The organism is Streptomyces sp. 2P-4 (genome assembly GCF_030167965.1).
In the GTDB taxonomy this organism is placed as follows: Bacteria; Actinomycetota; Actinomycetes; order Streptomycetales; family Streptomycetaceae; genus Streptomyces; species Streptomyces globosus_A.
Genome location: NZ_CP095011.1, coordinates 4,772,264 through 4,798,726 on the forward strand (window position 1 = coordinate 4,772,264; position 26,463 = coordinate 4,798,726).

Sequence of the window (26,463 nt, forward strand, 5' to 3'; positions counted from 1 at the left end):
TCTCCGGCGGCGGGGGCGGCCTGCCGGGGCGGGCGGGCGGGCGGCAGGGCAGCGCCATGCGGCCGGATCTCCTCCGTTTCACCCGTCGAGCGCCCGTTCGCCCTGCGGCGACCCGCCGACCCGGTCTAAGTTCGGTGCATGGCGGACACGAAACGCGAAATCGAACGCAAATTCGAGTTCACGACGGACGAGGCCGAACAGCGCGGCGTTCCCGACCTGACCGGCACCGCGGGAATCGCCGCCGTCGCCGACCGCGGCATCGCCGACCTCGACGCCGTCTACTACGACACCCCCGACCAGCGGCTCGCCGCGGACGGCGTCACCCTGCGCCGCCGCACCGGCGGCCCCGACGCCGGCTGGCACCTCAAACTGCCCGTCTCCCCGGGCGTCCGCGACGAGATCGGCGCCCCCCTCTCCGACACCGTCCCCCGCCACCTCGCCGCCCTCGTCCGCTCCCGCGCCCGCGACGCCGACCTCGTCCCGCTGGTCCGGCTCCGCTCCACCCGCCGGATCCGCCACCTCCTCGACGCCGACGGCGCCCTCCTCGCCGAGCTCTCCACCGACACCGTCCACGCCGAATCCCGGCAGGCCGAAGACCCCGCCGCCGCCACCGCCGACTGGACCGAGATCGAAGTCGAACTCGCCGACGGCACCGACCCCTCCCTCCTCGACGCCGTCCAGAAGAAGTTCCGCAAAGCCGGCATCCGGGCCTCCGACAGCCCCTCCAAACTCGCCCGCGCCCTCGCCGAGACCGGCACCGCCGCCACCCCACCACCCCGCCCCGACTGGGGCGACGGCACCGCGGGCGCCTACGTCCTCGCCTTCCTCCGGGAACAGCGCGACGCCCTCGTCGCCCTCGACCCCGCCGTCCGCCGCGACCTCCCCGACGCCGTCCACCAGATGCGCGTCGCCAGCCGGCGCCTGCGCAGCGCCCTCAAGACCCACCGCAAGGTCCTCGACCCCACGGCCACCGACCCCCTCGGCGACGAGCTCCGCCGGCTCGCCCGCGAACTCGGCGTCGACCGCGACCAGGAAGTCCTCCACGAACGCTTCCGCACCCGCATCGGCGAACTCCCGCACCCGCTCCTCCTCGGACCCGTCCGCGGCCGCCTGCGCACCTGGAACAACGGCCGCCGCGCCGAATCCCGCCGCCGCGCCCTCTCCGCCCTCGACGACCCCCGCCAGCTCGCCCTCCTCGACTCCCTCGACGCCCTGCTCGCCGACCCGCCGCTGCTCCACGCCGCCGGCAAGCCCGCCGGGCCCGTCCTCGTCAAGGCCGTCCGCCGCGAGTACGACCGCCTCGCCGGCCGCATCGCCGACGCCCTCGCCCTCGACCCCGGCCCCGACCGCGACCTCGCCCTGCACTCCGCCCGCAAGGCGGCCAAACGGGCCCGCTACGCCGCCGAGGCGGCCGTACCGGTGCTCGGCAAGCCGGCCAAGCGCCTGCGCAAGGACCTCAAGGCCGTCCAGACCCTCCTCGGCGACCACCAGGACGGCGTCGTCGCCCGCGAAGCCCTGCGCGACCTCTCCATCCAGGCTGCCGCGGCCTGCGAGAACGCCTTCACCTGGGGCGTCCTCTACGCCCGCGAGGACGCCCTGGCCGCCCAGAGCGAACGCGACCTTCCGCACCTATGGGACAAGGTCTCGCGCCGGGCACCCGGGAAGGGCCTCCGCCCGTAGGTGGTGATCACACCGTCCGGCGGGCCCGGCCCCTCGGGTTACGCTAGAGAGTCGCCCCCTGCCCGCTTCACGAAAGTCGCGTGATGTCCGAGTCGGTCTTCCCACAGCTCGAAGCTCTGCTCCCGCATGTGCAGAAGCCCATCCAGTACGTCGGCGGTGAACTCAACTCCACCGTCAAGCCGTGGGATTCGTGTGACGTCCGGTGGGCGCTCATGTACCCGGACGCGTACGAGGTCGGGCTCCCCAACCAGGGCGTCATGATCCTCTACGAGGTGCTCAACGAGCGCGAGGGCGTCCTCGCCGAGCGCACGTACAGCGTGTGGCCGGACCTCGAAGAGCTCATGCGCGAGCACAAGGTGCCGCAGTTCACCGTCGACAGCCACCGCCCGGTCGGCGCCTTCGACGTCTTCGGCCTGTCCTTCTCCACGGAGCTGGGCTACACCAACATGCTCACGGCGCTGGACCTCGCGGGCATCCCCCTCGAAGCCCGCGACCGCACCGTCGACCACCCGATCGTCCTCGCCGGCGGACACGCCGCCTTCAACCCCGAGCCGATCGCCGACTTCATCGACTGCGCCGTCATCGGCGACGGCGAGCAGGCCGTCCTCGACATCACCGAGATCATCCGCGCCTGGAAGGCCGAAGGCCGGCCCGGCGGCCGCGAGGAGCTGCTGCTGCGCCTCGCCAAGACCGGCGGCGTGTACGTCCCCGGCTTCTACGACGTCGAGTACCTGCCCGACGGCCGCATCGGCCGCGTCGTGCCCAACCGATCCGGCGTGCCGTGGCGCGTGTCCAAGCACACCGTCATGGACCTCGACGAGTGGCCCTACCCCAAGCAGCCGCTGGTCCCGCTCGCCGAGACCGTCCACGAGCGGATGTCCGTCGAGATCTTCCGCGGCTGCACCCGCGGCTGCCGCTTCTGCCAGGCCGGCATGATCACGCGCCCCGTGCGGGAGCGAAGCATCACCGGCATCGGCGAGATGGTGGACCGCGGCCTGAAGGCGACGGGCTTCGAGGAGGTCGGCCTCCTCTCCCTCTCCTCCGCGGACCACACGGAGATCGCCGACATCGCCAAGGGCCTCGCCGACCGCTACACGGACGACAAGGTGGGCCTGTCCCTCCCGTCGACCCGCGTCGACGCCTTCAACGTGGACCTGGCCAACGAGCTCACCCGCAACGGGCGCCGCTCCGGCCTGACCTTCGCCCCCGAGGGCGGCTCCGAGCGCATGCGCAAGGTCATCAACAAGATGGTCTCGGAAGAGGACCTGATCCGGACCGTCGCCACCGCCTACGGCAACGGCTGGCGGCAGGTGAAGCTGTACTTCATGTGCGGCCTGCCGACCGAGACCGACGAGGACGTCCTCCAGATCGGCGACATGGCGGTCAACGTGATCGCCAAGGGCCGCGAGGTGTCCGGCCAGAACGACATCCGCTGCACCGTCTCCATCGGCGGCTTCGTCCCCAAGCCGCACACCCCCTTCCAGTGGGCCCCCCAGCTGTCGGCGGAGGAGACGGACGCCCGCCTGGCGAAGCTCCGCGACAAGATCCGCGGCGACAAGAAGTACGGCCGCTCCATCGGCTTCCGCTACCACGACGGCAAGCCGGGCATCGTCGAGGGCCTCCTCTCCCGCGGCGACCGCCGCATCGGCGACGTCATCCGCGCCGTGTACGAGGACGGCGGCCGCTTCGACGGCTGGCGCGAGCACTTCAGCTACGACCGCTGGATGGAGTGCGCCGAGAAGGCGCTCCCGCAGTACGGCGTCGACGTGGCCTGGTACACGACCCGCGAGCGCACCTACGAGGAGGTCCTCCCCTGGGACCACCTCGACTCGGGCCTCGACAAGGACTGGCTGTGGGAGGACTGGCAGGACGCCCTCGACGAGACGGAGGTCGAGGACTGCCGTTGGACCCCGTGCTTCGACTGCGGCGTCTGTCCTCAGCTCGGGCTCGACATCCAGATCGGCCCCACGGGCAAGAAGCTCCTGCCGCTGACGGTCGTGAACAAGTAGCAGTGCCCGCTCCGTCGGCCCCGTCCACCGAGGACGGGGCCGACGTGTCAACGGACCAGGTCCGAGAAGACGTCCTGCCTGATGATCAGGCGTTCCTCGGCGTCGGCCGGGATGGCGAGCTCGACCCGGACCTCGGGTGCTCTGGTCCGGGAGACCTTCGTGCGACGGACCCGGCAGGTGACTCCAGCCCGTCGCAGGTCTTCGGCCATGACGAACTGGCCCTCGCGTTCCCAGCGGTGTCCGAAGGTCTCGCCGTTCGCTGCGATGACCCAATGCGGCTCGGTCCGTCGCGGGCCAGCGCTCCCGCGCACGTACTCCCGTACGCGTACCGGCTGCGCACCCAGCGCGGCCACGGCCTGCCCTCGGAGCTCCCTGTACACGGCCTCTGGATCGGGTGCGCCCAAACCTCCGCCCGGACAACTCCGGCAGCGCAGGTAGGCATAGGTCCGGCCCTGCACCGAAGTCCGTCGGACGGTCATGTTCGTGCCGCAGTCCGTGCAGACCAGAACCCCGAGGAACGCGGTCGCGCCGCGAGGGCGGCGATGGGGCTGCGACTTGCTCCGCCGGTCGAGGGCGGTCTGGAGGGTGCGCCACTCGGCTTCCGTGAAGATCGGGTCCGCCACGCGGACAGGGAGGCCGGCCTTGTCGCGGACGATCCTGGACCGGCGCGTACCGCCATCCTTGTCCTCCGCGACCCGGAGCCCCATCAGTGCCGGGTTCCGCAGCCTTCTCAGAAGCGTGCTGGCCGTCCACTGTCCGCCTCCGCCGGTCGGGACCCCGGCGCGGCTGAGTACGGTGGTCATGCGACGTGCCGAGACTCCTCGCACTGCTGCGCCGTGGCACCACCGGAGCACGCGCTGCGCTCGCGGCTCGATGACCAGCTTCCCACTGCCATCGGTCGCGTACCCGTAGGGCGGCTTCCCCACGAGCCAGTCCGACTGCGTCCTGGCGTAGTCCCACAGGCTCGCCACCCTGGTCCTTGTTCCACCCGTCTCGATCTCCGCCAGGGCGCTGACGAGTTCTGCCGTGGCCTTGCCGAGCGAGGTGGAGAGGTCGATGGCGTCGTGCTTCGAGACGAGGTTCTTTCCATGGACCGAGCACCAATCGATCATGGTGCTGAGGTCGGTCACCCGTCTGACGAACCGATACATCGTCCAGAAGAGGATCACGTCGAATTCCGGCACGCGGTCGTTCAGCCAGCGCCCGAGTTCCTTGCGCCGCCAAGGCGGGACCCGGGTGGCCGAGACGTTGAGGTCCCTGGCCACACCCACGACGCGCAATCCTCGTTCCCCGGCGAGGCGCCGCAGTTCGAGCTCCTGGCGCACAGGCGACGTGGTGTCCGCGGTGAGCGCCGACAGCCGCACCGATATCAGGGCGCGCGGGGCATCCGCAGGAAGCGCGCTCTCGGCCCCCCGGAGCTCATCGAGCATCGCCAGGTCCGGCTCTCTCCAGTGCACGCCAGCGTCGTCAACAAGTAGGACCTCCCGCCCCGCCCGGAATCAGCCCGGAGCGCCTGCCTCGTCCGCAGGTGCTCCGGCTGCCGACGGGATCCCGGTGAAGATCCGCGCCCCCGCTGCAACGGCACGGGGGCGTTCTTGTGTCCATGGGGGCATGGAACGCGTCACACGCCCCTCCGCCGGCCAGGGCGAAGGCTGCCTCACCGGGGTCGTCCGGGTGCCCGTCAAGATCGTCGCCGTGCTCGTCGTGCTGCCCGTGCGGGTGGTGTGGGAGCTGCTCGCCGCCGTGGCGCGGGCCCTGCACCGGCACCTGCTCGGGCCGCTGTGGACCCACGTCCTCGGGCCCGTCCTCCGCGGCACCGGGTGGGTGCTGGGCGTCCTGCTCAAGCTGGTCTTCGTCTGGCCGTGGGTCGGGCTGTGGCGGTACCTGCTCGCGCCCGCGGGCCGCGCCCTGTACGCGTACCTGCTCGCCCCCCTCGGGCGGGGCCTGCGGTGGCTGGGCTCCACCGGCCACCGCTGGCTGATCGCCCCGACCGGGCAAGGCCTCGTATGGCTGGGCCGGGCCGTGTACGGGTACCTGCTCGCCCCCCTCGGGCGCGGCGTGCTGTGGCTGGCCTCGGCCGTGTACCGGTACGCGCTCGCGCCGGCCGGCCTCGGCGTGCTGTGGCTGCTCCGCGCCGCCTGGGACCACCTCGTCGTTCCGGTGGGGCGGGCGGCCGCCTGGACCGCCGCGGCGGTGTGGCGGTGGGTCCTCGTCCCCGTCGGCACGGCCGTCGCCTGGGTCGCCCGAGGCGTCCACCGGCTGCTCCTCCTGCCGCTGTGGCAGGTTCTCGTCTGGGCCTGGCACGTGGCCGGCCGGATCGCCCGGGCCCTGTGGCGGGGGCTCTCCCTGGCCGCATGGGTGCTGGCGGGCTGGCCCTGCCGGCAGCTCTACCGGTACGTCCTCACCCCGGTCGGGCACGTGCTGCGCGACGCGTGGCGCACCCTGCGCACCACCGCCCGGCAGGTGCGGGCAGAAGTGCGCCGCGTCCTCCTCGGCTGACCGCCCCGGGAACCGGCGAGGTCAGGGGCGCGTAATCTGGGTAGTACGACAGCCACAGGCCGCATGCCCGCCCCGAGCACCCCCCGCCCCCCGAGGCGGGGGCGAGCCGGGGAGCGGGGCACGGCCGGCAGTCCCCCGGACCTCAGGGCGACGCGCGAGCCGCGGAGCCCCGCACAAGGAGAAGAACCCCTGGGCAAGCGACAGCCCGAAGGCCCGCCCCCCGCACCGGTGGTGCAGCGCATCCGACTGCGCTACACCAAGCGCGGCCGCCTCCGGTTCACCAGCCACCGCGACTTCCAGCGCGCGTTCGAACGCGCCCTGCGCCGCGCCGAGGTGCCGATGGCGTACTCGGCCGGCTTCACCCCCCACCCCCGCGTCTCCTACGCGAACGCCGCGCCGACCGGCACCGGCAGCGAGGCCGAGTACCTGGAGATCGCGCTCACGGAGCCCCGCGACCCGGAGAAGCTCCGCGAACTGCTCGACGAGTCGATGCCGGTCGGCCTCGACATCACCGACGCCGTCGAGGCCCGCACCTCCGGCCTCGCGGACCGCCTGACCGCCTCCGTGTGGGAGCTGCGGCTCGACGGGGTCGACTCCGGCGACGCGGCGCGCGCGGCCGAGGCCTTCCTCGCCGCCGAGCAGGTGGAGGTGCAGCGCCGCACCAAGAACGGCATCCGCACCTTCGACACCCGCGGAGCCGTCGCGGCACTGGAGGTCCTTCCTTCGCCGGCTGATAGGACGCCGGACAGTGCCTGTGCGATACTGCGGCTGGTTGTTCGGCATCTGACACCTGCCGTTCGACCCGACGACGTCCTGTCCGGTCTCCGAGCTGTGGCCGACCTGGCGCCGCCGGTCCCCGCAGCGGTGACCAGGCTGGCGCAGGGGCTCTTCGACGAGGAGTCCGGCACGGTGACCGACCCGCTCGCGCCCGACCGCGAGGCCGACACGGCCGCTCCACCCACGGCCGCCGTGGCTGCCGACGCGAAGGCGCCGGAAGGTCCCGCCGCGTAAGGGCGTCGCCGCCGCCGCGCAGCCCTGGCACTCGGGAGCCACCTGGGTCGGGCCGCGCATCGACCTGAAGACTTCCGCCAGGCCGTACGGACAAAGCGTACGGAACCGGCGGCCATGGACTACAGCTCCCGTGAGGCGAACGCGCCCCGGAGGCCGGCTCCGCGCCGACACGCGCGGAGCCGAGCCGGACCGGATGTCAGCCGCGGAGCCCGGGAGCGTGACGGGAGAACCGCCCGCATGCTCGACAACGAGAACAACAACACCCCCGCCGGCATCGACAACGGCAGCCCGAGCGACAACCTGCCGCCGCGCAGGCGCCGCCGTGCCGCGTCGCGTCCCGCCGGCCCGCCCGGTGCGACCGCCGCCGCGTCCGCGCCCGCCGCCGAGGCGGTCGATGCCGCCCCTGCCGCCGCCCCCGAGGCCGAGGCCGCGCCCGCCGCCGCCCCGCCGCGGGCCCGCCGCCGTGCCACCCGCGCCGTATCCGCCCCTGTCGCCGAGGCCGCCTCCGTCGAGGCGCCCGCCGCCGTCGAGGCGCCTGCCGCGGTTGAGGAGGCTGCTGCTCCGGCTCCGCGGACGCGCCGCCGTGCCACCCGTGCCACCTCCGCCCCGGTCGCCGAGGCCGCCTCCGTCGAGGCTCCTGCCGCAGAGGCGCCCGCCGCCGTCGAGGCGCCTGCCGCCGTCGAGGAGGCTGCTGCTCCGGCTCCGCGGACCCGCCGCCGTGCCACCCGTGGGACGTCCGCTCCGGCTGCCGAGCCTGCTGCCGTGGTGGAGGCTCCCGCTGCTGCCGTGGAGGCTTCGGCCGCGGTTGAGGAGGCTGCTGCTCCGGCTCCGCGGACGCGCCGCCGTGCCACCCGTGCCACCTCCGCCCCGGTCGCCGAGGCCGCCTCCGTCGAGGCTCCTGCCGCAGAGGCGCCCGCCGCCGTCGAGGCGCCTGCCGCCGTCGAGGAGGCTGCTGCGCCCGCTCCGCGGACCCGCCGCCGTGCCACCCGCGCCACCTCCGCCCCCGCCGCCGAGGCCGCTGCCGCCGCCGTCGAGGCGCCCGCCACCGAGCCCGTCAAGCAGGAGGCCCCCAAGGCCACCGTCACCGTGGCCGACGCCGTCGACGCGCCCAAGCGCGGCCGCCGCCGTGCCACCCGCGCCGCCGCCCCGGCCGCCCCCGCCCCCGCCGCCGAGGCGCCGGCCGCCCCCGCCGCACAGCCCGCGTCCGAGGAGCCCGCCGCCCCGGCGCGCTCCCGCCGCGCCGTGCGCCCCGCCGTCCCCGTGTTCCAGGCGCCGGTCTTCACCGAGCCGATGTTCCAGACCCCGGAGACCGCCGCCCTCGCGGCCGCCGCCGCTGCCGCCGAGGCCCAGGCCGAGGAAGCCGACGAGGACGAGGAGGAGGCCGAGGCCGAGGTCGAGGCCGTCCAGGCCCCCGCCGCGCAGCCGTCCGGCCGCCGCCGCCGGCGCAGCCGCGGCGCCGTCGAGGCCCCCGCGGCCGAGGCCCCGGCCGCACCCGAGCCCGCCGACGAGGAGCCGGAGGCCGAGGCCGCCGACCTCGAAGAGGACGAGGCCGACGACTCCGACGAGCGCCCGTCCCGCCGTCGCCGCCGCGGTGGCCGCCGTCGCCGCCGCGGCGAGGCCTCCGAGCTCGACGAAGCCGCCGAGGACGAGGCCGAGGCCGCCGACCAGGAGGCCGCCGAGGCCGAGGAGGACGAGGAGGAGGCCGAGGAGGCCGACGCCCTCGGCAGCACCTCCAGCCGCCGTCGCCGCCGCCGTCGCCGCCGCAGCGGTGACACCGCCGCGGACGCCGACGCCGCCGACGAGGACGGCGTACGCACCGTCGTCAAGGTCCGCGAGCCGCGCCCCGCCCGCGAGAAGCCCGAGTCCGACGAGGTCCAGTCCATCAAGGGCTCGACCCGGCTGGAGGCCAAGAAGCAGCGCCGCCGCGAGGGCCGCGAGCAGGGCCGCCGCCGCGTGCCGATCATCACCGAGGCCGAGTTCCTCGCGCGCCGCGAGGCCGTCGAGCGCGTCATGGTCGTCCGCCAGAACGGAGACCGCACGCAGATCGGCGTCCTTGAGGACAACGTGCTCGTCGAGCACTACGTCAACAAGGAAGAGGCCACCTCGTACGTCGGCAACGTCTACCTGGGCAAGGTCCAGAACGTGCTGCCGTCCATGGAGGCCGCCTTCATCGACATCGGCAAGGGCCGCAACGCCGTCCTGTACGCCGGCGAGGTCAACTTCGAGGCGCTCGGCATGGCCAACGGCCCGCGCCGCATCGAGACCGCCCTGAAGTCCGGCCAGTCCGTGCTGGTCCAGGTCACCAAGGACCCGATCGGCCACAAGGGCGCCCGCCTGACCAGCCAGGTCTCGCTGCCCGGCCGCTACCTGGTCTACGTGCCCGAGGGCTCGATGACCGGCATCAGCCGCAAGCTGCCCGACACCGAGCGCGCCCGCCTGAAGACCATCCTCAAGAAGATCGTCCCCGAGGACGCCGGCGTCATCGTGCGCACGGCCGCCGAGGGCGCGAGCGAGGACGAGCTGCGCCGCGACGTCGAGCGCCTCCAGGCGCAGTGGGAGGAGATCCAGAAGAAGTCGAAGCAGATCACGACGTCGTCGCCGAGCCTGCTGTACGGTGAGCCGGACATGACCGTCCGCGTCGTGCGCGACATCTTCAACGAGGACTTCTCGAAGGTCATCGTCAGCGGCGACAGCGCCTGGGAGACCATCCACGGCTACGTCTCGCACGTCGCCCCCGACCTGGCCGGCCGCCTGCAGCGCTGGACGTCCGAGGTCGACGTCTTCGCCACGTACCGGATCGACGAGCAGCTCGCCAAGGCGCTCGACCGCAAGGTGTGGCTGCCCTCCGGCGGCTCCCTCGTGATCGACAAGACCGAGGCGATGGTCGTCATCGACGTCAACACCGGCAAGTTCACCGGTCAGGGCGGCAACCTCGAGGAGACCGTCACCCGGAACAACCTGGAGGCTGCCGAGGAGATCGTGCGCCAGCTGCGGCTGCGCGACCTGGGCGGCATCGTCGTCATCGACTTCATCGACATGGTGCTGGAGTCGAACCGCGACCTGGTCCTGCGGCGCATGCTGGAGTGCCTGGGCCGCGACCGTACGAAGCACCAGGTCGCCGAGGTGACCTCGCTCGGCCTGGTCCAGATGACCCGCAAGCGGGTCGGCCAGGGCCTGCTGGAGTCCTTCTCCGAGACCTGCGTCCACTGCAACGGGCGCGGCGTGATCGTCCACATGGACACGGCGTCCGCGGCCGGCGGCAACGGCGGCAAGCGCGCCAAGCGGCGCGGCGGCCGGGGCCACGAACACGAGGTCGAGGCCGTGGAGACCGCCGGGACGGTCGCCGTGGCCGAGCCGGAGGCGGAGAGCGAGGCCGAGGTGGCCGCCGAGGTGGCCGCGCCGGTCGCGCTGCCCGAGCCGGCGTTCGCCCCGGACGAGGAGCTGTACAGCAGCGTCGCGGAGGCGGAGGCCGCGGCCGGCGTCAGCAGCCGCCGCAACCGGCGCCGCGCCACGCGCAAGGCGACCGCCGCCGCGGGCGCCCCGCGCGCAGCTGCTGCTCCGGCTGCCGCGGCTGCGGTCGAGGCCGCGCCGGCGCCGGTCGTCGAGGTGGAGGCCGAGCCGGTCACCGCGCCTGCCGACACGGTGCTGGAGCCGGCCGCGGAGGCCGTCGCCGAGGCCGTGGCCGCGTCGGAGACGGTCGAGGCCGAGCCGAAGGGCCGGACGCGCCGCCGCGCCACCCGCAAGGCGACCGCGCCGGCGACTGCGGCCCCCCAGCCGGCCGCCGAGCCGCAGCCCGAGCCGGCCGCCGCGGCCGAGCCCGAGCCGCAGCCCCAGCCGGCCGCCGCGGCCGAGCCGGAGCCGGCCGTCGAGCCCGAGCCGGCCGCCGAACCGCAGCCGGAGCCCGCTCCGGTCGAGGCCGAGGCCCCCGCGGCCGCACCGGCCCGTCCGCGGCGCCGTGCCGTCCGCAAGGCCACCTCGCCCGCCGGCTCGCCGGCCGGCGCGGAGGCGGCGGTGGTCGTCGTCGAGACGGCCCCGTCGGAGCAGGCCCCGGCAGCCGCCGCCGAGCCCGAGGCCCCGGCCGAGGAGCCGGCCCCGGCCAAGAAGACGGCCCGCAAGACGGCCGCCAAGAAGGCCCCGGCAAAGAAGGCCGCCGCCAAGAAGACGACGACGGCCAAGAAGACCGCGGCCAAGAAGACGACGACGGCGAAGAAGACGACGGCGAAGAAGGCGACGAAGAAGACCGCGGCGGCGGAGCAGAGCGCTCCCTCCGCCGCGGCCTCCACCGACTCGGACGCCTGACCCGCCCGGGTCGCATGTCAACGGACCGCCCCGGCCCCGCACCCCGCGGGGCCGGGGCGGTCCCGTACCCCGCGGAAAGACGATGCGTTCCTCGACGCGTCGCCGGTCCGGGGCCGCGTCGTGGCGGCCGACCCGGTTTGACCTCTTAAACCCGGGACCGTAATCTTGACCGTCGGCGTGTCTACGTGCGCGCCAGCCACTGAGCACCTCACCTCCCGGGCCGCTGCGCGGTCCGGGGGAGGCCGACCCGCGTTCTGCGGGAGACGGCTGGCTTCAGGGGTTCCCATCGAGCGAGAGAGAGATCCGCGTGTACGCCATCGTGCGCAGCGGTGGTCGCCAGCACAAGGTTGCTGTCGGCGACATCGTTGAGGTTGACAAGATTTCCACTGCCAAGGCTGGCGACACGGTCGAGCTCTCGACCCTGCTCGTTGTCGACGGCGACGCCGTGACCAGCGACCCGTGGGTCCTGGCGGGCATCAAGGTCCAGGCCGAGGTCGTGGACCACACCAAGGGCGCCAAGATCGACATCCTGCGCTACAAGAACAAGACCGGCTACCGCCGTCGCCAGGGTCACCGTCAGCAGTACACGGCGATCAAGGTCACGTCCATCCCGTCGGCCGCGAAGTAAAGAGGGACTGAGCAATGGCACACAAGAAGGGCGCATCGTCCACCCGGAACGGTCGCGACTCCAATGCCCAGCGGCTCGGCGTGAAGCGCTTCGGCGGTCAGGTCGTTTCCGCTGGTGAGATCCTCGTCCGCCAGCGCGGCACCCACTTCCACCCGGGCGCCGGTGTCGGCCGTGGTGGCGACGACACGCTGTTCGCCCTGCAGGCCGGCGCGGTGCAGTTCGGCACCCACCGTGGCCGCAAGGTCGTGAACATCGTTCCGGCCGCCTGATCCAGCTTCTGCTGATCAAGCGTTCGTAACTTACCGAGGGCGGATCCCAGCTCTTCCCGGCAGGCGCCGGGAAGAGAGGTCCGCCCTCGGCGCGTTTGCACGTACACACGTTTAATGGGACAGCAAGGCCTGTCCGGGACATCCCGTCTGTATCTGGAGGAACACCATGACCACCTTCGTGGACCGCGTCGAGCTGCATGTCGCCGCGGGTAACGGAGGCCACGGCTGCGCCTCCGTGCACCGGGAGAAGTTCAAGCCGCTCGGCGGCCCCGACGGCGGCAACGGCGGCCGCGGCGGCGACGTCGTCCTCGTCGTGGACCAGTCCGTGACGACTCTTCTGGACTACCACCACAGCCCGCACCGCAAGGCCACCAACGGCAAGCCCGGCGAGGGCGGCAACCGCTCCGGCAAGGACGGCCAGGACCTCGTCCTGCCCGTGCCGGACGGCACCGTCGTCCTCGACAAGGAGGGGAACGTCCTCGCCGACCTGGTCGGCCAGGGCACCACGTACGTCGCCGCCGAGGGCGGCCGCGGCGGCCTCGGCAACGCGGCACTCTCCTCCGCCCGCCGCAAGGCCCCCGGCTTCGCGCTCCTCGGCGTGCCCGGCGCGACCGGCGACATCGTCCTGGAGCTGAAGACCGTCGCGGACGTGGCGCTCGTCGGCTTCCCGAGCGCCGGCAAGTCCTCGCTGATCTCGGTGCTCTCCGCCGCCAAGCCGAAGATCGCGGACTACCCGTTCACCACGCTCGTCCCGAACCTGGGCGTCGTCACCGCCGGCTCGACCGTCTACACGATCGCCGACGTCCCCGGCCTCATCCCGGGCGCCAGCCAGGGCAAGGGCCTGGGCCTGGAGTTCCTGCGGCACGTGGAGCGCTGCTCCGTCCTGGTGCACGTCCTGGACACGGCCACCCTGGAGTCCGACCGCGACCCCGTCTCCGACCTCGACGTCATCGAGGAGGAGCTCAAGCAGTACGGCGGCGGCCTGGAGAAGCGGCCGCGCCTCGTCGTCCTCAACAAGGTCGACATCCCGGACGGCAAGGACCTCGCCGACATGATCCGGCCCGACCTGGAGGCCCGCGGCTACAAGGTCTTCGAGGTCTCCGCGGTCGCCCGCACCGGCCTGAAGGAGCTCTCCTACTTCCTCGCGGAGGTCGTCGCCAAGGCGCGCGCCCGCAAGCCGAAGCAGGAGGCGACCCGCATCGTCATCCGCCCGAAGGCCGTCGACGAGACCGGCTTCACCGTCACCTTCGACGAGGCGGAGGGCGTCTACCGGGTGCGCGGCGAGAAGCCGGAGCGCTGGGTCCGCCAGACCGACTTCAACAACGACGAGGCCGTCGGCTACCTCGCCGACCGCCTGAACCGCCTCGGTGTCGAGGACGAGCTGCTGAAGGTCGGCGCCCGCGCCGGCGACGGCGTCGCCATCGGCTCCGACGAGAACGCGGTCGTCTTCGACTGGGAGCCGTCCATGATGGCCGGCGCGGAGATGCTGGGCCGCCGCGGCGAGGACCACCGCATGGAAGCGCCGCGTCCGGCCGCCCAGCGCCGCAAGGAGCGCGACGCCCGCCGCAGCGACTCCGCACAGGACGAATACGACGAATTCCGTCCTTTCTGACCTGAATCATGCGGTCCGCGGGCGCATCGGGCGGCGGAGTTGAAGGGATGTTTACCCGGGTCGCCTAGGATCCACGGGGTGAGCAGCACGCAGCCCCCCAGTGTCTCCGTCGTCGTGATCGCCTACAACGACGCCGGGCTCGTGGGCGAAGCCGTCACCTCGGCTCTCGCCCAGGGCCCGGTCGTGGCCGAGGTCATCGCCGTCAACGACGCCTCGGCCGACGGCACCGCGGAGGTGCTGGACGGGCTGGCCGCCGTCCACCCGCGCCTGAAGGTCGTCCACCGTACGGAGAACAGCGGCGGCTGCGGCACCCCCCGCAACGACGGGATCGCCGCCGCCACCTCCCCGTACGTGCTGTTCCTCGACAGCGACGACGTCCTGCCGCCCGGGGCCGCCGAGGCGCTCCTCCGCGCCGCCGAGGAGCACCGCGCCCCGGTGGCCGTCGGTGCGTGCGTGCGCCGGGAGCTGCCCCAGCACCACGACACCCCCTGGGTGCCCGGCCTGTACCGGCACGGCGAGGTCGTCGACCGGCCGGCCGACCGGCCCGAGCTGGTCCGCGACACCCTCTGCGTCAACAAGCTGTACGAGCGGGCCTTCCTGGACAAGCACGGCATCCGCTTCCCCGACGGCCGGTTCACCTACGAGGACTTCGTCTTCACCGCCCGCGTCCTCGCCGCCGCGCCGCGCATCGCCGTCGTCGAGGACCTCGTCTACGTCTGGCACGTCCGGCGCAGCGCCGCCCAGGTGTCGATCTCCCTGGACCGCAAGGACGTCTCCAACTGGCGCTCCCGCATCGAGGCCCACCGCACCGCCGCCCGGATCCTCGCCGAGGCATCCCCGGAGCTCGGCCTCGCCTGCCGGGTGAAGTTCCTGGAGTACGACCTGCGCATGTACCTGCGCGAACTCGGCAGCGACCCCGGCTACCGGGCCGACTGGTGGGCCCTGACCCGCGACTACCTGGCCGGGTTCGACGAGGCCGCCGTCGAGGCTGCCGGTGCGCACGCCCGGTGGATCGTCCGCGTGCTGCGCGCCGCCGACGCCCCGCCCGCCGACCTGGAGCGGCTGACCCGGTTCGCCGCCGAACCGCCGCGGCTGCTGCCCCCGTACGCGACCGGCCCCGGCGGCCGGCCCGTGTGGAGCGACGCCCTTCCCGTCGAGCTGGACGGGCTGGAGGAACTGCCCGCCGCCGCCCTGCCCGCCACCGTCGAGGCAGGCGCCGGAGCCGGCGCCGCCGGCCTGCGGATCCGGGTGCACGACCTGTACGGGCGGCTCGCCGAGGCCGGGCCGCGCACCGTCCGGCTGCGGTTCGTGCCGCGCTCCGGCGGCGAGCCCCTCCTCGACCGGCCCGTCGACCTGCGCCCCGCCGCCGACGGCAGCGGCTGGACCTGTGACGTCCCCTTCCCGCTGACCGCGGTCGCCGCCGCCGGGCGCCGACAGGGCCGCCGGGGCATGCAGGCCTGGGGCGTCGAGATCGACGTCGCCTTCGCCGACGGCACCGTCCTGGCGACCGCGCCCCGCCCCCTCGACGCGCTGCTGCGCCGCAGGGCGCTGCTGAGCAGCAGGTACGGTGTGCTGCTGGCGCAGCCGTACCGCACCGCCGGGGGTTCCCTGGCCCTGCGGCTCGCGCCGGGAGCCGCGGGCGCGCTGAGCTTCGTACGCAACCGCCTCCACCGGGCCCGCGCGGGCCGCGCGGCGGGATGACGCGGGCGGCGGCCCCGAAGGCCGCCGCCCGGACCCATGGAATGCACTCGGGAGAAACGCATGACTTTTCTGATCACCGGCGGCGCCGGCTACATCGGCTCGCACGTCGTCCGCGCGATGCTGCTCGCGGGTGAGCAGGTCGTCGTTCTGGACGACCTGTCCACCGGCAACGAGGACCGCGTCCCGGAGGGCGTCCCGCTGGTGATCGGCTCGGTCCTGGACCGCCTCGTCCTCGACGAGGTGATCCGCAAGCACAAGGTCACCGGCGTGGTGCACCTGGCCGGCAAGAAGCAGGTCGGCGAGTCCGTCGAGAAGCCGCTGTTCTACTACCACGAGAACGTGGAGGGCCTGCAGGTCCTGCTCGGGGCGGTCGCCGCGGCCGGCGTCCGGAACGTCCTCTTCTCCTCCTCCGCCTCCGTGTACGGCATGCCGGACGTGGACCTCGTCACCGAGGAGACCCCGTGCGCGCCGCTGAGCCCGTACGGCGAGACCAAGCTGGCCGGCGAGTGGCTGATCCGCGCGGCCGGCCGGGCGCACGGCATCGCGACGGCCTGCCTGCGCTACTTCAACGTGGCCGGCGCGGCCACCCCGGAGCTCGCCGACACCGGTGTGTTCAACCTGGTCCCGATGGTCTTCGAGCGCTTCGACAAGGGCGAGGGCGCCCGCATCTTCGGCGACGACTACCCCACCCCGGACGGCACCTGCATCCGCGACTACATCCACGTCGAGGACCTGGCCGAGGCGCACGTCGCGGCGGCCCGGAAGCTGCGCGAGTGGGCGGACGCGGGCGAGTACCGCGACCTGACGGTCAACATCGGCCGCGGCGAGGGCGTGTCCGTGCGCGAGATGGCCACCCTCCTCAACGAGGGCACCGGCCACGCGTACGAGCCGGTCGTCGTGCCGCGCCGCCCCGGCGACCCGGCCAAGGTCGTCGCCTCCGCCGACCGCATCCACGCCGAGCTGGGCTGGAAGGCGAAGCACGACGTCCGCGACATGATCACCTCGGCGTGGGCGGGCTGGGAGGCCAACCGCGGCAAGGCCGGGCGCACGTCGGAGCGCTGAGGACCCGCCCGTCCCGGAGGACCCGCCCGTCCCGGCCGTGACACGGCGGAGCCGCCCGCCCCGGTCCTCCGGGTCGGGCGGCTCCGCCGTACGGTGAGCGCCCCGCGCTCAGCGCTCCAGGAAGGCGAACAGCCGCTCCCACCGGTCGGTGATCTCGGCCGCGGAGTAGCGGCGCACCGCCCGGAAGGCCCGGTCGCCGAGCCGGTCCCGCAGCTCCCGGTCCGCCATCAGCGCGTCCAGGTGCCCGGCCAGCTCCATCGTGTTGCCCAGCCGGGCCAGCAGCCCGTCCTCACCGTGCCCGACGATCTCGCGCACGCCGGGCGCACAGTCGAACGCGACGACCGGCAGCCCCGCGGCCATCGCCTCCAGCAGGGTGATCGGGAAGCCCTCGGCGCGCGACGCCTGCGCGAACACCGACGCCCCGCGCAGCGCGCCCAGCACGTCGTCGGTGCTGCCCGCCCACTCCACGGAGCCGGACACCCCGAGGGAGGCGGCGTGCTCCCGCAGCCGCGCCTCCTCGACGCCCGCGCCGTGGATCCGCAGGATCCAGTCCGGGTGCAGCGGGGCCGCCTCCGCCCAGGCGTCGAGCAGCAGGTCCACGCCCTTCTCGAAGGCGAGGCGGCCCACGCTCACGACGACCTTCTCCGTGCGCGGCGCGGGGGAGTCCGGCATGAACGGCAGCGGGTTCGGCATGCTGGAGACGTTCTCCATGCCGGCCCGGATCCACAGGTCCGCGTCCTCCGGGGTGAGCACGAGCAGCCGGTCGACGTCGCGGTAGTGGCGGCGGACCCGCTCGCCGCGGGTCGACTTCTGGCTGGCCTCGAACGACTCGTGGCTCATGCCGATGACGGACAGCCCCTTGGTGTCGGCGAGCGCCACCCACTCCATCGCCCACACCTGTGTGACGATCACGACGCCGCCGGGCCGGGCCGCCCGCAGCAGGGTGCTCAGCTGCTCCGCCTTCTGCTGCATCAGGGCCCGCCGGGCGGCCTGGCGGCGCCGCTCGGGCGCGTTGAGCCGGCCCTTGATGCCGCGCAGGCGGCGGGCCTGCGGCGGGTGGGCGTCGTACAGGGTGGTCACCGCGTACGGCAGGTCCTGCGGCAGCCTCTGCCGGAGCTCCTCGGCGACGGGCGCGATGCCGACGAGGTGCACGCGGTGGCCGCGGTCGGTGAAGAGCCGGGCCATCTGGTGCGACCAGGTCGTCACCCCGCCGATCTCGTCGACGCTGTTGGAGACGATGAAGACGTCGCGGCCGCCGCGCTGTTCGAGGTCCGCTGCGGTCCCGGCGGTCTGCTGGCTCACTTTCCGCTCCTGGTGAAGAACTTCTCGACGATCCGGCGGGCTGCGTCGCCGCGGTCGTACTCGCCGAACTCGGTGAGGAAGCGCTGGCGCGCCTCCGCGTACTTGGCGTCCGCCTCGTCGAAGGCGGCGACGGCCTGGAAGAGCTCCTCGGCGGTGGCCACGACCGGCCCGGGGGCCTTCTCCTTCAGGTCGAAGTACGTGCCGCGGATGTCGCCCGCGTAGCTGTCGTAGTCGTACGCGAAGAACAGCATCGGCCGGTCCAGGACCGCGTAGTCGAACATCACGGACGAGTAGTCGGTGATCAGCCCGTCGGCGAGGGCCAGCAGCGGGGTGATGTCGTGGTGCCGGGAGACGTCGACGACGCGGCCCGCGACCGACGGCGGCAGGGAGACGCTGTTGAGGTAGTGCGTGCGCACCAGCAGGGTGAAGCGGTCGCCGAGGCGGTCCGCGAACTCCTCCACGTCGAAGGGGAACTCGAACCCCTCGACGGCGCCCTCCGCGTTGGCCCGGAAGGTGGGCGCGTACAGCAGCACCCGCTTGTCCGGGTCGATGCCCAGCTCGGCGGCGAGCGGGCCGCGGACCCGCTCCCCGCTCTGCGCCTCGGCGCGGTGCGCCTCCACGAGGGCGTCGTTGCGGGGGTAGCCGGCGCGCAGCAGGACCTCGTCGCGCAGGCGGAAGCCCTTGGCGAGGGTGCGGACGTCGTGCTCGGAGCGGACGAGGAAGTGGTCGAAGCGGTCCACGGCCGCCTGGAAGCGGTCCTGGGCGGCGCGGCCCTGCGCCTTGGTGCGCGGCTCGTGGAAGCCCATCCGCTTGAGGGCCGAGCCGTGCCAGGTCTGGATGTACGTGGTGCCCTCGCGCTTGGTCAGGGCGAGGGGGAAGCCCTGGTTGTCGATCCAGAACTCGGCCTGGGCGAGGGCGCGCAGGTACTGCCAGCTCCAGCGCTTGACCAGGGTGGCCTCCTTCGGGAAGCCGGTCGGCTTGGCGCCCGCGTAGGACCAGACCGCCTCGAAGGGGACGCCCTGGCGGACCATCTCCTCGTAGATCGCCTTCGGGCTGTCGCTGTACTGCTTGCCCATGTGGCTCTCGAAGACGACCAGGCCCTTCCTGACCGGCAGCTTCGAGAAGACCTCGTGGTACACGCGGACCTTCTGCTCGCCCGAGCCGAGGTTCCGGCGGGCGCGCAGGGCCTTGCGCAGCCCGCGCTTGACGACGCCGGCGGCCTTGCCGTGCATGGCGCCGGTGATGAGGGCCTGGGTGCGGACGGCGGCGGGCCCCTCGGCGGTCAGGACGTAGGAGAGGTTGCCCTTCTTGGTGACCTCGGGCTCGAAGCGGTCGGAGACCAGCCGGGTGAGGCGGGGGCGGACCCGCAGGCGGGCCGCCGCATCGAGGTCGAGGCCGGCGGTGGAGACGCGGGTGACGATGCGCTCGCCGCCGGCGTCGAGGCGCAGGCGGACGTCCCAGACGGCGTCGACGATGCCGAGGGGGCGCACGGTGCCGGCGATGTCGGCGGTGGCGGTCCACTCGATCGTGTCACCCGCGTGTCGGACGGTTGCCGCAGGGAAGCTGAAGGAGCGGACGCCGATCTGCCGGCGGGCGCGCAGCTCCAGCACCGCGGAGAGCTCCGCGTCGGGGCCGATGCGGCGCAGCGGGTTCACGATCGATCCGGACAGGGTGACGGTGCCGCGGCCGTCGTCCTCGTAGGAGGTGAGGCGGTTGCCGAGGGTGAGGCCCGTGAGCGGGGTGGTGTGGAAGCCCTGCGCGGTGACGTCCAGTATCCGGCGGGCCTCGGTGTCGGCCGGGTCGTCGATGTGGTTCGCGCACCAGTAGACGCGGCCGTCGCGCTCGGCGAGCGGGGAGGTCAGCCGGCCCTTGTTGACCATGGCGTCGGCGGCCGGGAGGAGGTTGTCCCAGTCCTCCTTGCCGAGCAGGTAGGCGCAGATCGCCTGGAGGTGGGTGACGTGCTCGTAGGCGGCGGGGTCGATGGTGGCCAGGTAGCCGTTGGCCAGGCGGGCGAACTCCTGGCGGTAGGCGTCGCCGAGCAGCGGCAGGTCGCGCAGGTGCAGCACGAGGTCGTGCTTGAGGAACTTGGCGTCCTTCGCGGTCTTGATGTCGGTGTAGCCCTTGGAGGCCAGCAGCTCGTCGACCCGGCGGTGGATCTCCATGCGGTGCACGAAGTTGGCGATCTCGTGGCGCCGGTTGCTGATCGACTTCGAGGCGGCCTTCTCGACGACGTTCCAGCGGTAGACCTGGTTCGGGATCAGCGTGATGCGGCGGGCGGCGACGTACGCCTGGGCGGAGAACAGCAGGTCCTCGTAGTGGATGCCGACGGGGAACTCCAGGCCCTGCTCCAGCAGGAAGGAGCGCCGGTAGCACTTGTTCGTCGACAGCGTGTCGTAGACCAGCAGGTCGGGGAACTCGGTGATCGACTCCAGGGTGCGGGTGCGGGAGTAGATCCACGGGTACCACTCGGTGGTCTTGCCCCAGCGGTTGTCGAGGTGCACCCGCACGCACATGCCGGAGACCAGGTCGGAGCCGGTCCGCTCGGCCGCTTCCAGCATGTTGCGGCAGGCGTTCCGCTCCAGGACGTCGTCGCTGTCGAGGAACATCACGTAGGTGCCGGCGGCCTGCCGGATGCCGTGGTTGCGGGGGGCTCCGCAGCCGCCGCTGTTCTCGGGCAGCCGGAAGGCGCGGACCCGGCCGGGGTGGGCGGCTTCGAGCTCCTGTGCGACCGCGTACGACCGGTCCTTGCTGCAGTCGTCGACGATCACGACTTCGACCCCGTGCAGCGTCTGGTCCAAAACCGACCGGACGGCTGTCGGCAGACGCTCTTCGTCGTTGTAGACGATGACGACCACGGAGACGTCAGGCACGTGCACCTCGATCCCTTCGTTCCATTCCGCTTAACCCGTCAAAGCTACCGTGTGCCGCAGGGATCTCAGGCAGGCCGACCCTCGGCGTGCATACTTTTGAGGAAAGACGCGTGGCTGGTCCGGTGGTCGTCCCTCACCCGTTCGGACCCCCGCAGGAAGTGTTCATGACGAAGCTGTCCGTAGTGGTTCCCTGCTACAACGAAGAAGCCGTGATCGACAGCTTCGACCGGGAGATCCGCAGAGTGCTGGACTCCCTGCCGGTCGAGTACGAGGTCTGCTATGTGGACGACGGCAGCCGCGACGGAACCCTCGGCAAACTCCGCAAGATCGCGGCCGAGTACGCGGACTCCACCCGCTACGTCTCCTTCAGCCGGAACTTCGGCAAGGAGGCCGGCATGCTCGCCGGCCTGCGCGAGGCCTCCGGCGACGCCGTCGTGATCATGGACGCGGACCTCCAGCACCCGCCGGAGCTCATCGCCACCATGCTCGACTACCACCGGCAGGGCCACGACCAGATCATCGCCCGCCGCAACCGCGAGGGCGACAAGCGGCTCCGCTCCGCCCTCAGCCGCCTCTACTACCGCGGCGTCAACCGCTGGGTCGACGTCGAACTCACCGACGGCGTGGGCGACTTCCGGATGCTGTCGCGGTCCGCCGTGGACGCGCTGCTGTCGCTGCCGGAGTACAACCGCTTCTCCAAGGGCCTCTTCTCCTGGATCGGCTTCGACACCGTCCACTTCGACTACCGCAACGCCCGGCGGGAGGCGGGGGAGACCAAGTGGAGGTTCGGCTCCCTGCTGAACTACGCCATGGACGGGCTGATCTCCTTCAACAGCCGGCCGCTGCGCATCGGCATCTGGGCGGGCGCGTCGCTGGTGGCGCTGACCGCCGTGTACGCCCTGTGGGTGGCGGTCGCGGCCATGACGCGCGGCGTGGACGCGCCGGGCTACGTCACCCTCGTCGCGATCATCGTGGGCATCGGCGGCGTACAGATGGTCATGCTGGGGCTGATCGGCGAGTACATCGGGCGCATCTACTACGAGACCAAGCGCCGCCCCCACTTCCTCGTGAAGGAGTCCCACGGCGCCGACGTCCGGCCGCGCCCGGCCGCTGCCGCCGCTGCCGCCGCGGTGCTGCGCGCCGAGCGCGAGCGCGGCGGACCCGCGGCGGCCGGACCGGCGCCCCTCACCGCGGACGGGGAGGTGCCCCGCACGTGAGAGACCACCTCGGCCAGATCTTCCGCTTCGCGCTCGTCGGCGCCGTCAACACCGGCACCTTCTTCGGGATCTACCTGCTCCTGCACCCGTGGATGCCGTACTTCCTCGCCTACACCCTGGCCTTCCTGCTGGCGATGGTCGGCTCGTTCTTCATGAACACCTACTTCACCTACCGGACCCGGCCGAGCTGGAGGAAGTTCCTCCTCTTCCCGCTGACGAACGTCACCAACTACGTGATCCAGTCGGCGGGCCTCTACGCCCTCGTGGCCTGGGCCGGCATGGACACCCGGATCGCCCCGCTCGTCGCGGCCGTCGCCGCCATCCCCTTCACGTTCCTGCTCTCCCGGAAGATCCTCGTCCCCGGCGGCCGCGCAGCCGCCGGGCAGCCGGAGCCGGCCGGCAGCTGCCCCGAACCCCGCTGATCCCGAACCCCGCCGACCCCGCAGACCGCGGCGCGGCCGGAGGCCGCCGTCCACCCTCCGAAACCCCGGAGCGGCGGCCTCCGCGCACCCCGTAGATTGAGATGACAGACGTACCGGCAAGGCGAGGGGCAAGGGGACACACGTGTCAGCGGCTAGGCAGGGCGTCGTCGACGCCCGCAGGATCGTGGTCAAGGTCGGCTCCTCCTCCCTGACCACCGCGGCCGGCGGACTGGACGCCGACCGGGTGGACGCACTGGTCGACGTACTGGCCAAGGCCCGCAGCGGCGGCGAGAAGGAGATCGTCCTCGTCTCCAGCGGCGCCATCGCCGCCGGCCTCGCCCCGCTCGGCCTGCGCCGCCGCCCCACCGACCTCGCCCGGCAGCAGGCCGCCGCCAGCGTCGGCCAGGGCCTCCTCGTCGCCCGCTACACCGCCTCCTTCGCCCGCTACGGCGTCCGCGTCGGCCAGGTCCTGCTCACCACCGACGACACCAGCCGGCGCGCGCACTACCGCAACGCCTACCGCACACTCGACCAGCTGCTCGCCATGGGCGCCCTGCCGGTCGTCAACGAGAACGACACCGTCGCCACGGACGAGATCCGCTTCGGCGACAACGACCGCCTCGCCGCGCTCGTCGCCCACCTCGTCCGCGCCGACCTCCTCGTCCTGCTCTCCGACGTCGACGGCCTCTACGACGGCGACCCCTCGCTGCCCGGCACAAGCCGCATCGACCAGGTCCGCGGCCCGCAGGACATCGCGCACGTCTCCATCGGCAGCGCCGGCAAGGCCGGCGTGGGCACCGGCGGCATGGTCACCAAGGTCGAGGCCGCGCGCATCGCCGCCGCCGCGGGGATCCCCGTCGTCCTCACCTCCGCCAGCCACGCCGCCGACGCGCTCGCCGGCCGCGAGACCGGCACCCACTTCCACGCCACCGGCCGCCGCTCCGCCAACCGGCTGCTCTGGCTCCAGCACGCCTCGACGCCCCAGGGGCACCTCGTCCTCGACGAGGGCGCCGTCCGCGCCGTCACCGAGCGCGGCAGCTCCCTGCTGCCCGCCGGCATCGCGGCCGTCGAGGGCGACTTCACCGCCGGCGACCCGGTCGAGCTGCGGGGCCCCGACGGACGGGCCGTCGCGCGCGGCCTCGTCAACTTCGACGCGAAGGAGCTGCCGCGGCTCCTCGGCCGCTCGACCCGCGAACTTGCCCGGGAACTCGGTCCCGAGTACGAGCGCGAGGTCATCCACAGGGACGATCTGGTCCTGCTGCAGGGCTGAGGTTCGGCAAAACAGCCGCGCGGCGGCCCGCGGGCTGGTCAACTGTGAAAGGCCCGACAACGCGTGGTGCAGACAGGAGGCGGCTGGTGAGACGAGCGCTGACCAGCATCAACGGCGGCGGGGACGAGCCGGCCGAGGCCTCCCGCCTCTGGCACGTCACCCTGAGCGTCTCCGGCAAGCCGGCGCCGCTGTCCGAGGTGCGGCGCGGCCTGGAGCAGCTGGCCCACGACCACCCCTTCCTGCTGACCAGCAGATACGCCGACGACCACGCCGAGATCCGGTACTGGGAGGAGGCCCGCGACCTCCACGATGCGGCCGCCGTGGCGCTGCGGCTGTGGGGCGAGCACCGCTCCACCGCCCGGCTCCCCGCCTGGGAGATCGTCGGCCTGGAGGTCATCGACCGGGCGACCTACCACCTCCGCGTGGCGGAAGGCTACGGACCGCCGCCCGCGCACCCGGTGGGCGTCCACCCGTACTGAGCGGGCGACCGCCGCCCGCCGTCCCGCCGCGCGTCCCGCCGCACCGCACCCGCCCGGTGCGGGCGGCGGTACGCACGGCTGGGGAGCGCGGCCGGGAGGGCCCGGTCCGCCCCGCGTCTCGCGGGGTGGGAGGGCCGGCCGGGCGGGCCGCGCCGGGGACTACCCTGGGCGGCATGACCTCGCTCGATGCCACGACCTCGCCCGTCCTCGCCGCCGCCCGCCGCGCCCGCACCGCCGCCGCGGCCGTCGCCCCGCTCCCGCGGTCCGCCAAGGACACCGCGCTCCTGGCCATTGCGGACGCCCTGGAGGCCCGTACCGCCGAGATCACCGCCGCGAACGCCGTCGACACCGACAAGGCGCGCGCCGCCGGCACCAGCGAGACCGTCATCGACCGCCTCACCCTCACCCCGGAGCGGATCCGCGCCATCGCCTCCGACGTCCGCGACGTCGCCGCCCTCCCCGACCCCGTCGGCGAGGTCGTCCGCGGCTCCACCCTCCCCAACGGCATCGACCTGCGGCAGATCCGCGTCCCGCTCGGCGTGGTCGGCATCATCTACGAGGCCCGGCCCAACGTCACCGTCGACGCCGCCGCGCTCTGCCTCAAGTCAGGCAACGCCGTCCTGCTGCGCGGCAGCTCCTCCGCCTACGCCTCCAACACCGCGCTCGTCGCCATCCTCCGCGACGCCGTCGAGTCCGCCGGCCTGCCCGCCGACGCGGTCCAGCTCGTCCCCGGCGAGTCCCGCGACTCCGTCCGCGAGCTGATGCGCGCCCGCGGCCTCGTCGACGTCCTCATCCCGCGCGGCGGGGCCTCCCTCATCAAGACCGTCGTGGAGGAGTCCACCGTCCCGGTCATCGAGACCGGTACCGGCAACTGCCACGTCTACGTGGACGCGCAGGCCGACCTCGACATGGCCGTGGAGATCCTCGTCAACTCCAAGGCGCAGCGCCCCTCCGTCTGCAACGCCGCCGAGACGCTCCTCGTCCACCGCGACATCGCCGACGCCTTCCTGCCGCGCGCCCTCGACGCCCTCGCCGACGCCGGCGTCACCGTCCACGGCGACGCGCGCGTCCTCGCCGCCGCCGAGGGCTCGAAGGCCACCGCCGTGCCCGCCACCGACGAGGACTGGGCCGCCGAGTACCTCTCCTACGACATCGCCGCCGGCGTCGTCGACTCCCTCGACGACGCCGTCGACCACATCCGCCGCTGGACCTCCGGCCACACGGAGGCGATCGTCACCACCTCGCAGGCCGCCGCCCGCCGCTTCACCCAGCTGGTCGACTCCACCACCGTCGCCGTGAACGCCTCCACCCGGTTCACGGACGGTGGCCAGTTCGGCTTCGGTGCCGAGATCGGCATCTCCACCCAGAAGCTGCACGCCAGGGGCCCGATGGGCCTGCCCGAACTGACCTCCACCAAGTACATCGTCACCGGTGACGGCCACGTACGGTAACCGTCCACCCAACACGGGGTGGCCGGATTTCGGCGGACACCCTGCCCAAAGCGGCCCCCCAGGTCTACGCTGGTCCCGTGCCGGACGACGTGGGGGGCAGGTACCCGGACGACGGGGAGCCCGACGACGACCGCGGAGGCGTTGAGTTCGACTTCGCCGCCGTGGTGCTCGACGAGGACTTCGTCCGGAGCGCGGAGCTCCATGAACCCAGCGCCGCCGAGCGGCAGCGGGCCGCCGACCGCGCCCGCGCCGAGGCGGAGGCCGCGCGGGCCGTCGCGGGCGGCTGGACCTCCGACGACGACCACGACGGGTACGGCTACGGCCGCCCCGGCGGCTACGGCATCGACGAGCCCGGCTGGGAGCACCACTACGCCCACGGCTACCCCGAAGGGCCCTACGGCACCTACGGCGGCAGCCTGCGCCCCTACCGCGGGCGCTCCCCGTGGCTCCGCCCCGTCGCCTGGGTCCTCGCCTTCGTGATGGGCCTCGGCATGGTCGCGCTCGCCTTCAGCGCCGTCTACCGCAGCGCCTCCGGCGGCTCCGAGCCCGCCCCGGCCCCCTCCAGCACCCCGCTCAGGGAAGTCACCGGCGCCGGGGCGTTTATGGAACCCGCCGGCCGCCAACCCTGAAGGTACGGCCCCGCTCCGCCACGCGGGCAGGGGGCTTCTCTGGACCGGTGACA

The 26,463-nt window shown here is 73.3% G+C and carries 19 protein-coding genes; 16 read left to right on the top strand and 3 right to left on the bottom strand.

Translation table 11 applies throughout. The features are described 5' to 3' along the window. Window positions 1-138: 138 nt before the first annotated feature. Both MUK52_RS21075 and MUK52_RS21080 read left to right on the top strand, forming a co-directional pair. Window positions 139-1,680 carry a CYTH and CHAD domain-containing protein gene (locus MUK52_RS21075; protein ID WP_284579091.1) on the top strand — a complete coding sequence of 514 codons (1,542 nt, stop codon included), beginning with the start codon at window positions 139-141 and terminating at the stop codon, window positions 1,678-1,680. Window positions 1,681-1,760: 80 nt separating this feature from the next. Beyond that, window positions 1,761-3,689: a TIGR03960 family B12-binding radical SAM protein gene (locus tag MUK52_RS21080; RefSeq protein WP_114057540.1), complete on the top strand. Its 1,929-nt coding sequence runs from the start codon at window positions 1,761-1,763 to the stop codon at window positions 3,687-3,689. A 47-nt stretch (window positions 3,690-3,736) separates the two neighbouring features. On the opposite strand, the gene MUK52_RS21085 is transcribed toward MUK52_RS21080, so the two are convergent. Beyond that, window positions 3,737-5,119 (bottom strand): recombinase family protein, encoded by a 1,383-nt coding sequence (locus MUK52_RS21085; RefSeq protein WP_284579097.1) that lies wholly within the window; start codon window positions 5,117-5,119, stop codon window positions 3,737-3,739. A 181-nt stretch (window positions 5,120-5,300) separates the two neighbouring features. Here MUK52_RS21085 and MUK52_RS21090 point away from each other — a divergent pair, with 181 nt between their 5' ends. The 8 genes from MUK52_RS21090 to galE all read left to right on the top strand — a co-directional run bounded on the left by MUK52_RS21090 (window position 5,301) and on the right by galE (window position 16,770). Next, window positions 5,301-6,188, top strand: coding sequence for a hypothetical protein (locus MUK52_RS21090; protein ID WP_284579099.1), 888 nt, complete (start codon window positions 5,301-5,303; stop codon window positions 6,186-6,188). Between the two features lie 231 nt (window positions 6,189-6,419). Continuing rightward, window positions 6,420-7,199 (top strand): TIGR03936 family radical SAM-associated protein, encoded by a 780-nt coding sequence (locus MUK52_RS21095; RefSeq protein ID WP_114058904.1) that lies wholly within the window; start codon window positions 6,420-6,422, stop codon window positions 7,197-7,199. Between the two features lie 237 nt (window positions 7,200-7,436). Further along, window positions 7,437-11,498, top strand: a complete 4,062-nt coding sequence (locus MUK52_RS21100; protein ID WP_284579102.1) for an Rne/Rng family ribonuclease — start codon at window positions 7,437-7,439, stop codon at window positions 11,496-11,498. Between the two features lie 307 nt (window positions 11,499-11,805). Then, window positions 11,806-12,126: a 50S ribosomal protein L21 gene (rplU, locus tag MUK52_RS21105; protein WP_114057537.1), complete on the top strand. Its 321-nt coding sequence runs from the start codon at window positions 11,806-11,808 to the stop codon at window positions 12,124-12,126. A gap of 14 nt (window positions 12,127-12,140) precedes the next feature. Continuing rightward, window positions 12,141-12,395: a 50S ribosomal protein L27 gene (gene rpmA, locus MUK52_RS21110; protein WP_008738950.1), complete on the top strand. Its 255-nt coding sequence runs from the start codon at window positions 12,141-12,143 to the stop codon at window positions 12,393-12,395. A gap of 166 nt (window positions 12,396-12,561) precedes the next feature. Further along, entirely contained in the window at window positions 12,562-14,007 is a 1,446-nt protein-coding gene (gene obgE, locus MUK52_RS21115) for a GTPase ObgE (protein WP_284579123.1), read from the top strand. Between the two features lie 78 nt (window positions 14,008-14,085). Next, on the top strand, window positions 14,086-15,708 hold the full coding sequence (locus MUK52_RS21120; protein WP_114057535.1) for a glycosyltransferase family 2 protein: 1,623 nt from the start codon (window positions 14,086-14,088) through the stop codon (window positions 15,706-15,708). Window positions 15,709-15,768: 60 nt separating this feature from the next. Beyond that, window positions 15,769-16,770 carry a UDP-glucose 4-epimerase GalE gene (gene galE / locus MUK52_RS21125; RefSeq protein WP_284579128.1) on the top strand — a complete coding sequence of 334 codons (1,002 nt, stop codon included), beginning with the start codon at window positions 15,769-15,771 and terminating at the stop codon, window positions 16,768-16,770. Window positions 16,771-16,878: 108 nt separating this feature from the next. Here the strand turns inward: galE and MUK52_RS21130 are convergent, their stop codons facing one another. Both MUK52_RS21130 and MUK52_RS21135 read right to left on the bottom strand, forming a co-directional pair. Beyond that, on the bottom strand, window positions 16,879-18,072 hold the full coding sequence (locus MUK52_RS21130) for a glycosyltransferase (protein WP_284579129.1): 1,194 nt from the start codon (window positions 18,070-18,072) through the stop codon (window positions 16,879-16,881). Continuing rightward, entirely contained in the window at window positions 18,069-20,948 is a 2,880-nt protein-coding gene (locus tag MUK52_RS21135) for a bifunctional glycosyltransferase/CDP-glycerol:glycerophosphate glycerophosphotransferase (protein WP_284579131.1), read from the bottom strand. The genes MUK52_RS21130 and MUK52_RS21135 overlap by 4 nt, the downstream gene beginning before the upstream one ends. A gap of 158 nt (window positions 20,949-21,106) precedes the next feature. Between MUK52_RS21135 and MUK52_RS21140 the strand changes: the two genes are divergently transcribed. The 6 genes from MUK52_RS21140 to MUK52_RS21165 all read left to right on the top strand — a co-directional run bounded on the left by MUK52_RS21140 (window position 21,107) and on the right by MUK52_RS21165 (window position 26,410). Beyond that, a complete protein-coding gene (locus tag MUK52_RS21140; RefSeq protein ID WP_114057531.1) occupies window positions 21,107-22,159 on the top strand; it encodes a glycosyltransferase family 2 protein in 1,053 nt (350 codons plus the stop codon). Continuing rightward, window positions 22,156-22,581 carry a GtrA family protein gene (locus MUK52_RS21145; RefSeq protein WP_114057530.1) on the top strand — a complete coding sequence of 142 codons (426 nt, stop codon included), beginning with the start codon at window positions 22,156-22,158 and terminating at the stop codon, window positions 22,579-22,581. The genes MUK52_RS21140 and MUK52_RS21145 overlap by 4 nt, the downstream gene beginning before the upstream one ends. A 142-nt stretch (window positions 22,582-22,723) precedes the next feature. After that, window positions 22,724-23,851 (top strand): glutamate 5-kinase, encoded by a 1,128-nt coding sequence (gene proB / locus MUK52_RS21150; RefSeq protein WP_114057529.1) that lies wholly within the window; start codon window positions 22,724-22,726, stop codon window positions 23,849-23,851. A 44-nt stretch (window positions 23,852-23,895) separates the two neighbouring features. Beyond that, window positions 23,896-24,330, top strand: coding sequence for a DUF8830 family protein (locus MUK52_RS21155; protein WP_114057528.1), 435 nt, complete (start codon window positions 23,896-23,898; stop codon window positions 24,328-24,330). A gap of 173 nt (window positions 24,331-24,503) precedes the next feature. Beyond that, window positions 24,504-25,781, top strand: coding sequence for a glutamate-5-semialdehyde dehydrogenase (locus MUK52_RS21160; RefSeq protein ID WP_284579134.1), 1,278 nt, complete (start codon window positions 24,504-24,506; stop codon window positions 25,779-25,781). A 77-nt stretch (window positions 25,782-25,858) separates the two neighbouring features. Continuing rightward, window positions 25,859-26,410 (top strand): SCO2584 family spore wall biosynthesis protein, encoded by a 552-nt coding sequence (locus tag MUK52_RS21165; protein ID WP_246042686.1) that lies wholly within the window; start codon window positions 25,859-25,861, stop codon window positions 26,408-26,410. Window positions 26,411-26,463: the final 53 nt, after the last annotated feature.

Coding starts and splice junctions, on each gene's coding strand:
- galE (WP_284579128.1), top strand. CDS start 15,769: ATGACTTTTCTGATCACCGGCGGCGCCGGCTACATCGGCTCGCACGTC.
- MUK52_RS21085 (WP_284579097.1), bottom strand. CDS start 5,119: ATGCTCGATGAGCTCCGGGGGGCCGAGAGCGCGCTTCCTGCGGATGCC.
- MUK52_RS21075 (WP_284579091.1), top strand. CDS start 139: ATGGCGGACACGAAACGCGAAATCGAACGCAAATTCGAGTTCACGACG.
- MUK52_RS21160 (WP_284579134.1), top strand. CDS start 24,504: ATGACCTCGCTCGATGCCACGACCTCGCCCGTCCTCGCCGCCGCCCGC.
- MUK52_RS21090 (WP_284579099.1), top strand. CDS start 5,301: ATGGAACGCGTCACACGCCCCTCCGCCGGCCAGGGCGAAGGCTGCCTC.
- obgE (WP_284579123.1), top strand. CDS start 12,562: ATGACCACCTTCGTGGACCGCGTCGAGCTGCATGTCGCCGCGGGTAAC.
- MUK52_RS21140 (WP_114057531.1), top strand. CDS start 21,107: ATGACGAAGCTGTCCGTAGTGGTTCCCTGCTACAACGAAGAAGCCGTG.
- MUK52_RS21100 (WP_284579102.1), top strand. CDS start 7,437: ATGCTCGACAACGAGAACAACAACACCCCCGCCGGCATCGACAACGGC.
- rpmA (WP_008738950.1), top strand. CDS start 12,141: ATGGCACACAAGAAGGGCGCATCGTCCACCCGGAACGGTCGCGACTCC.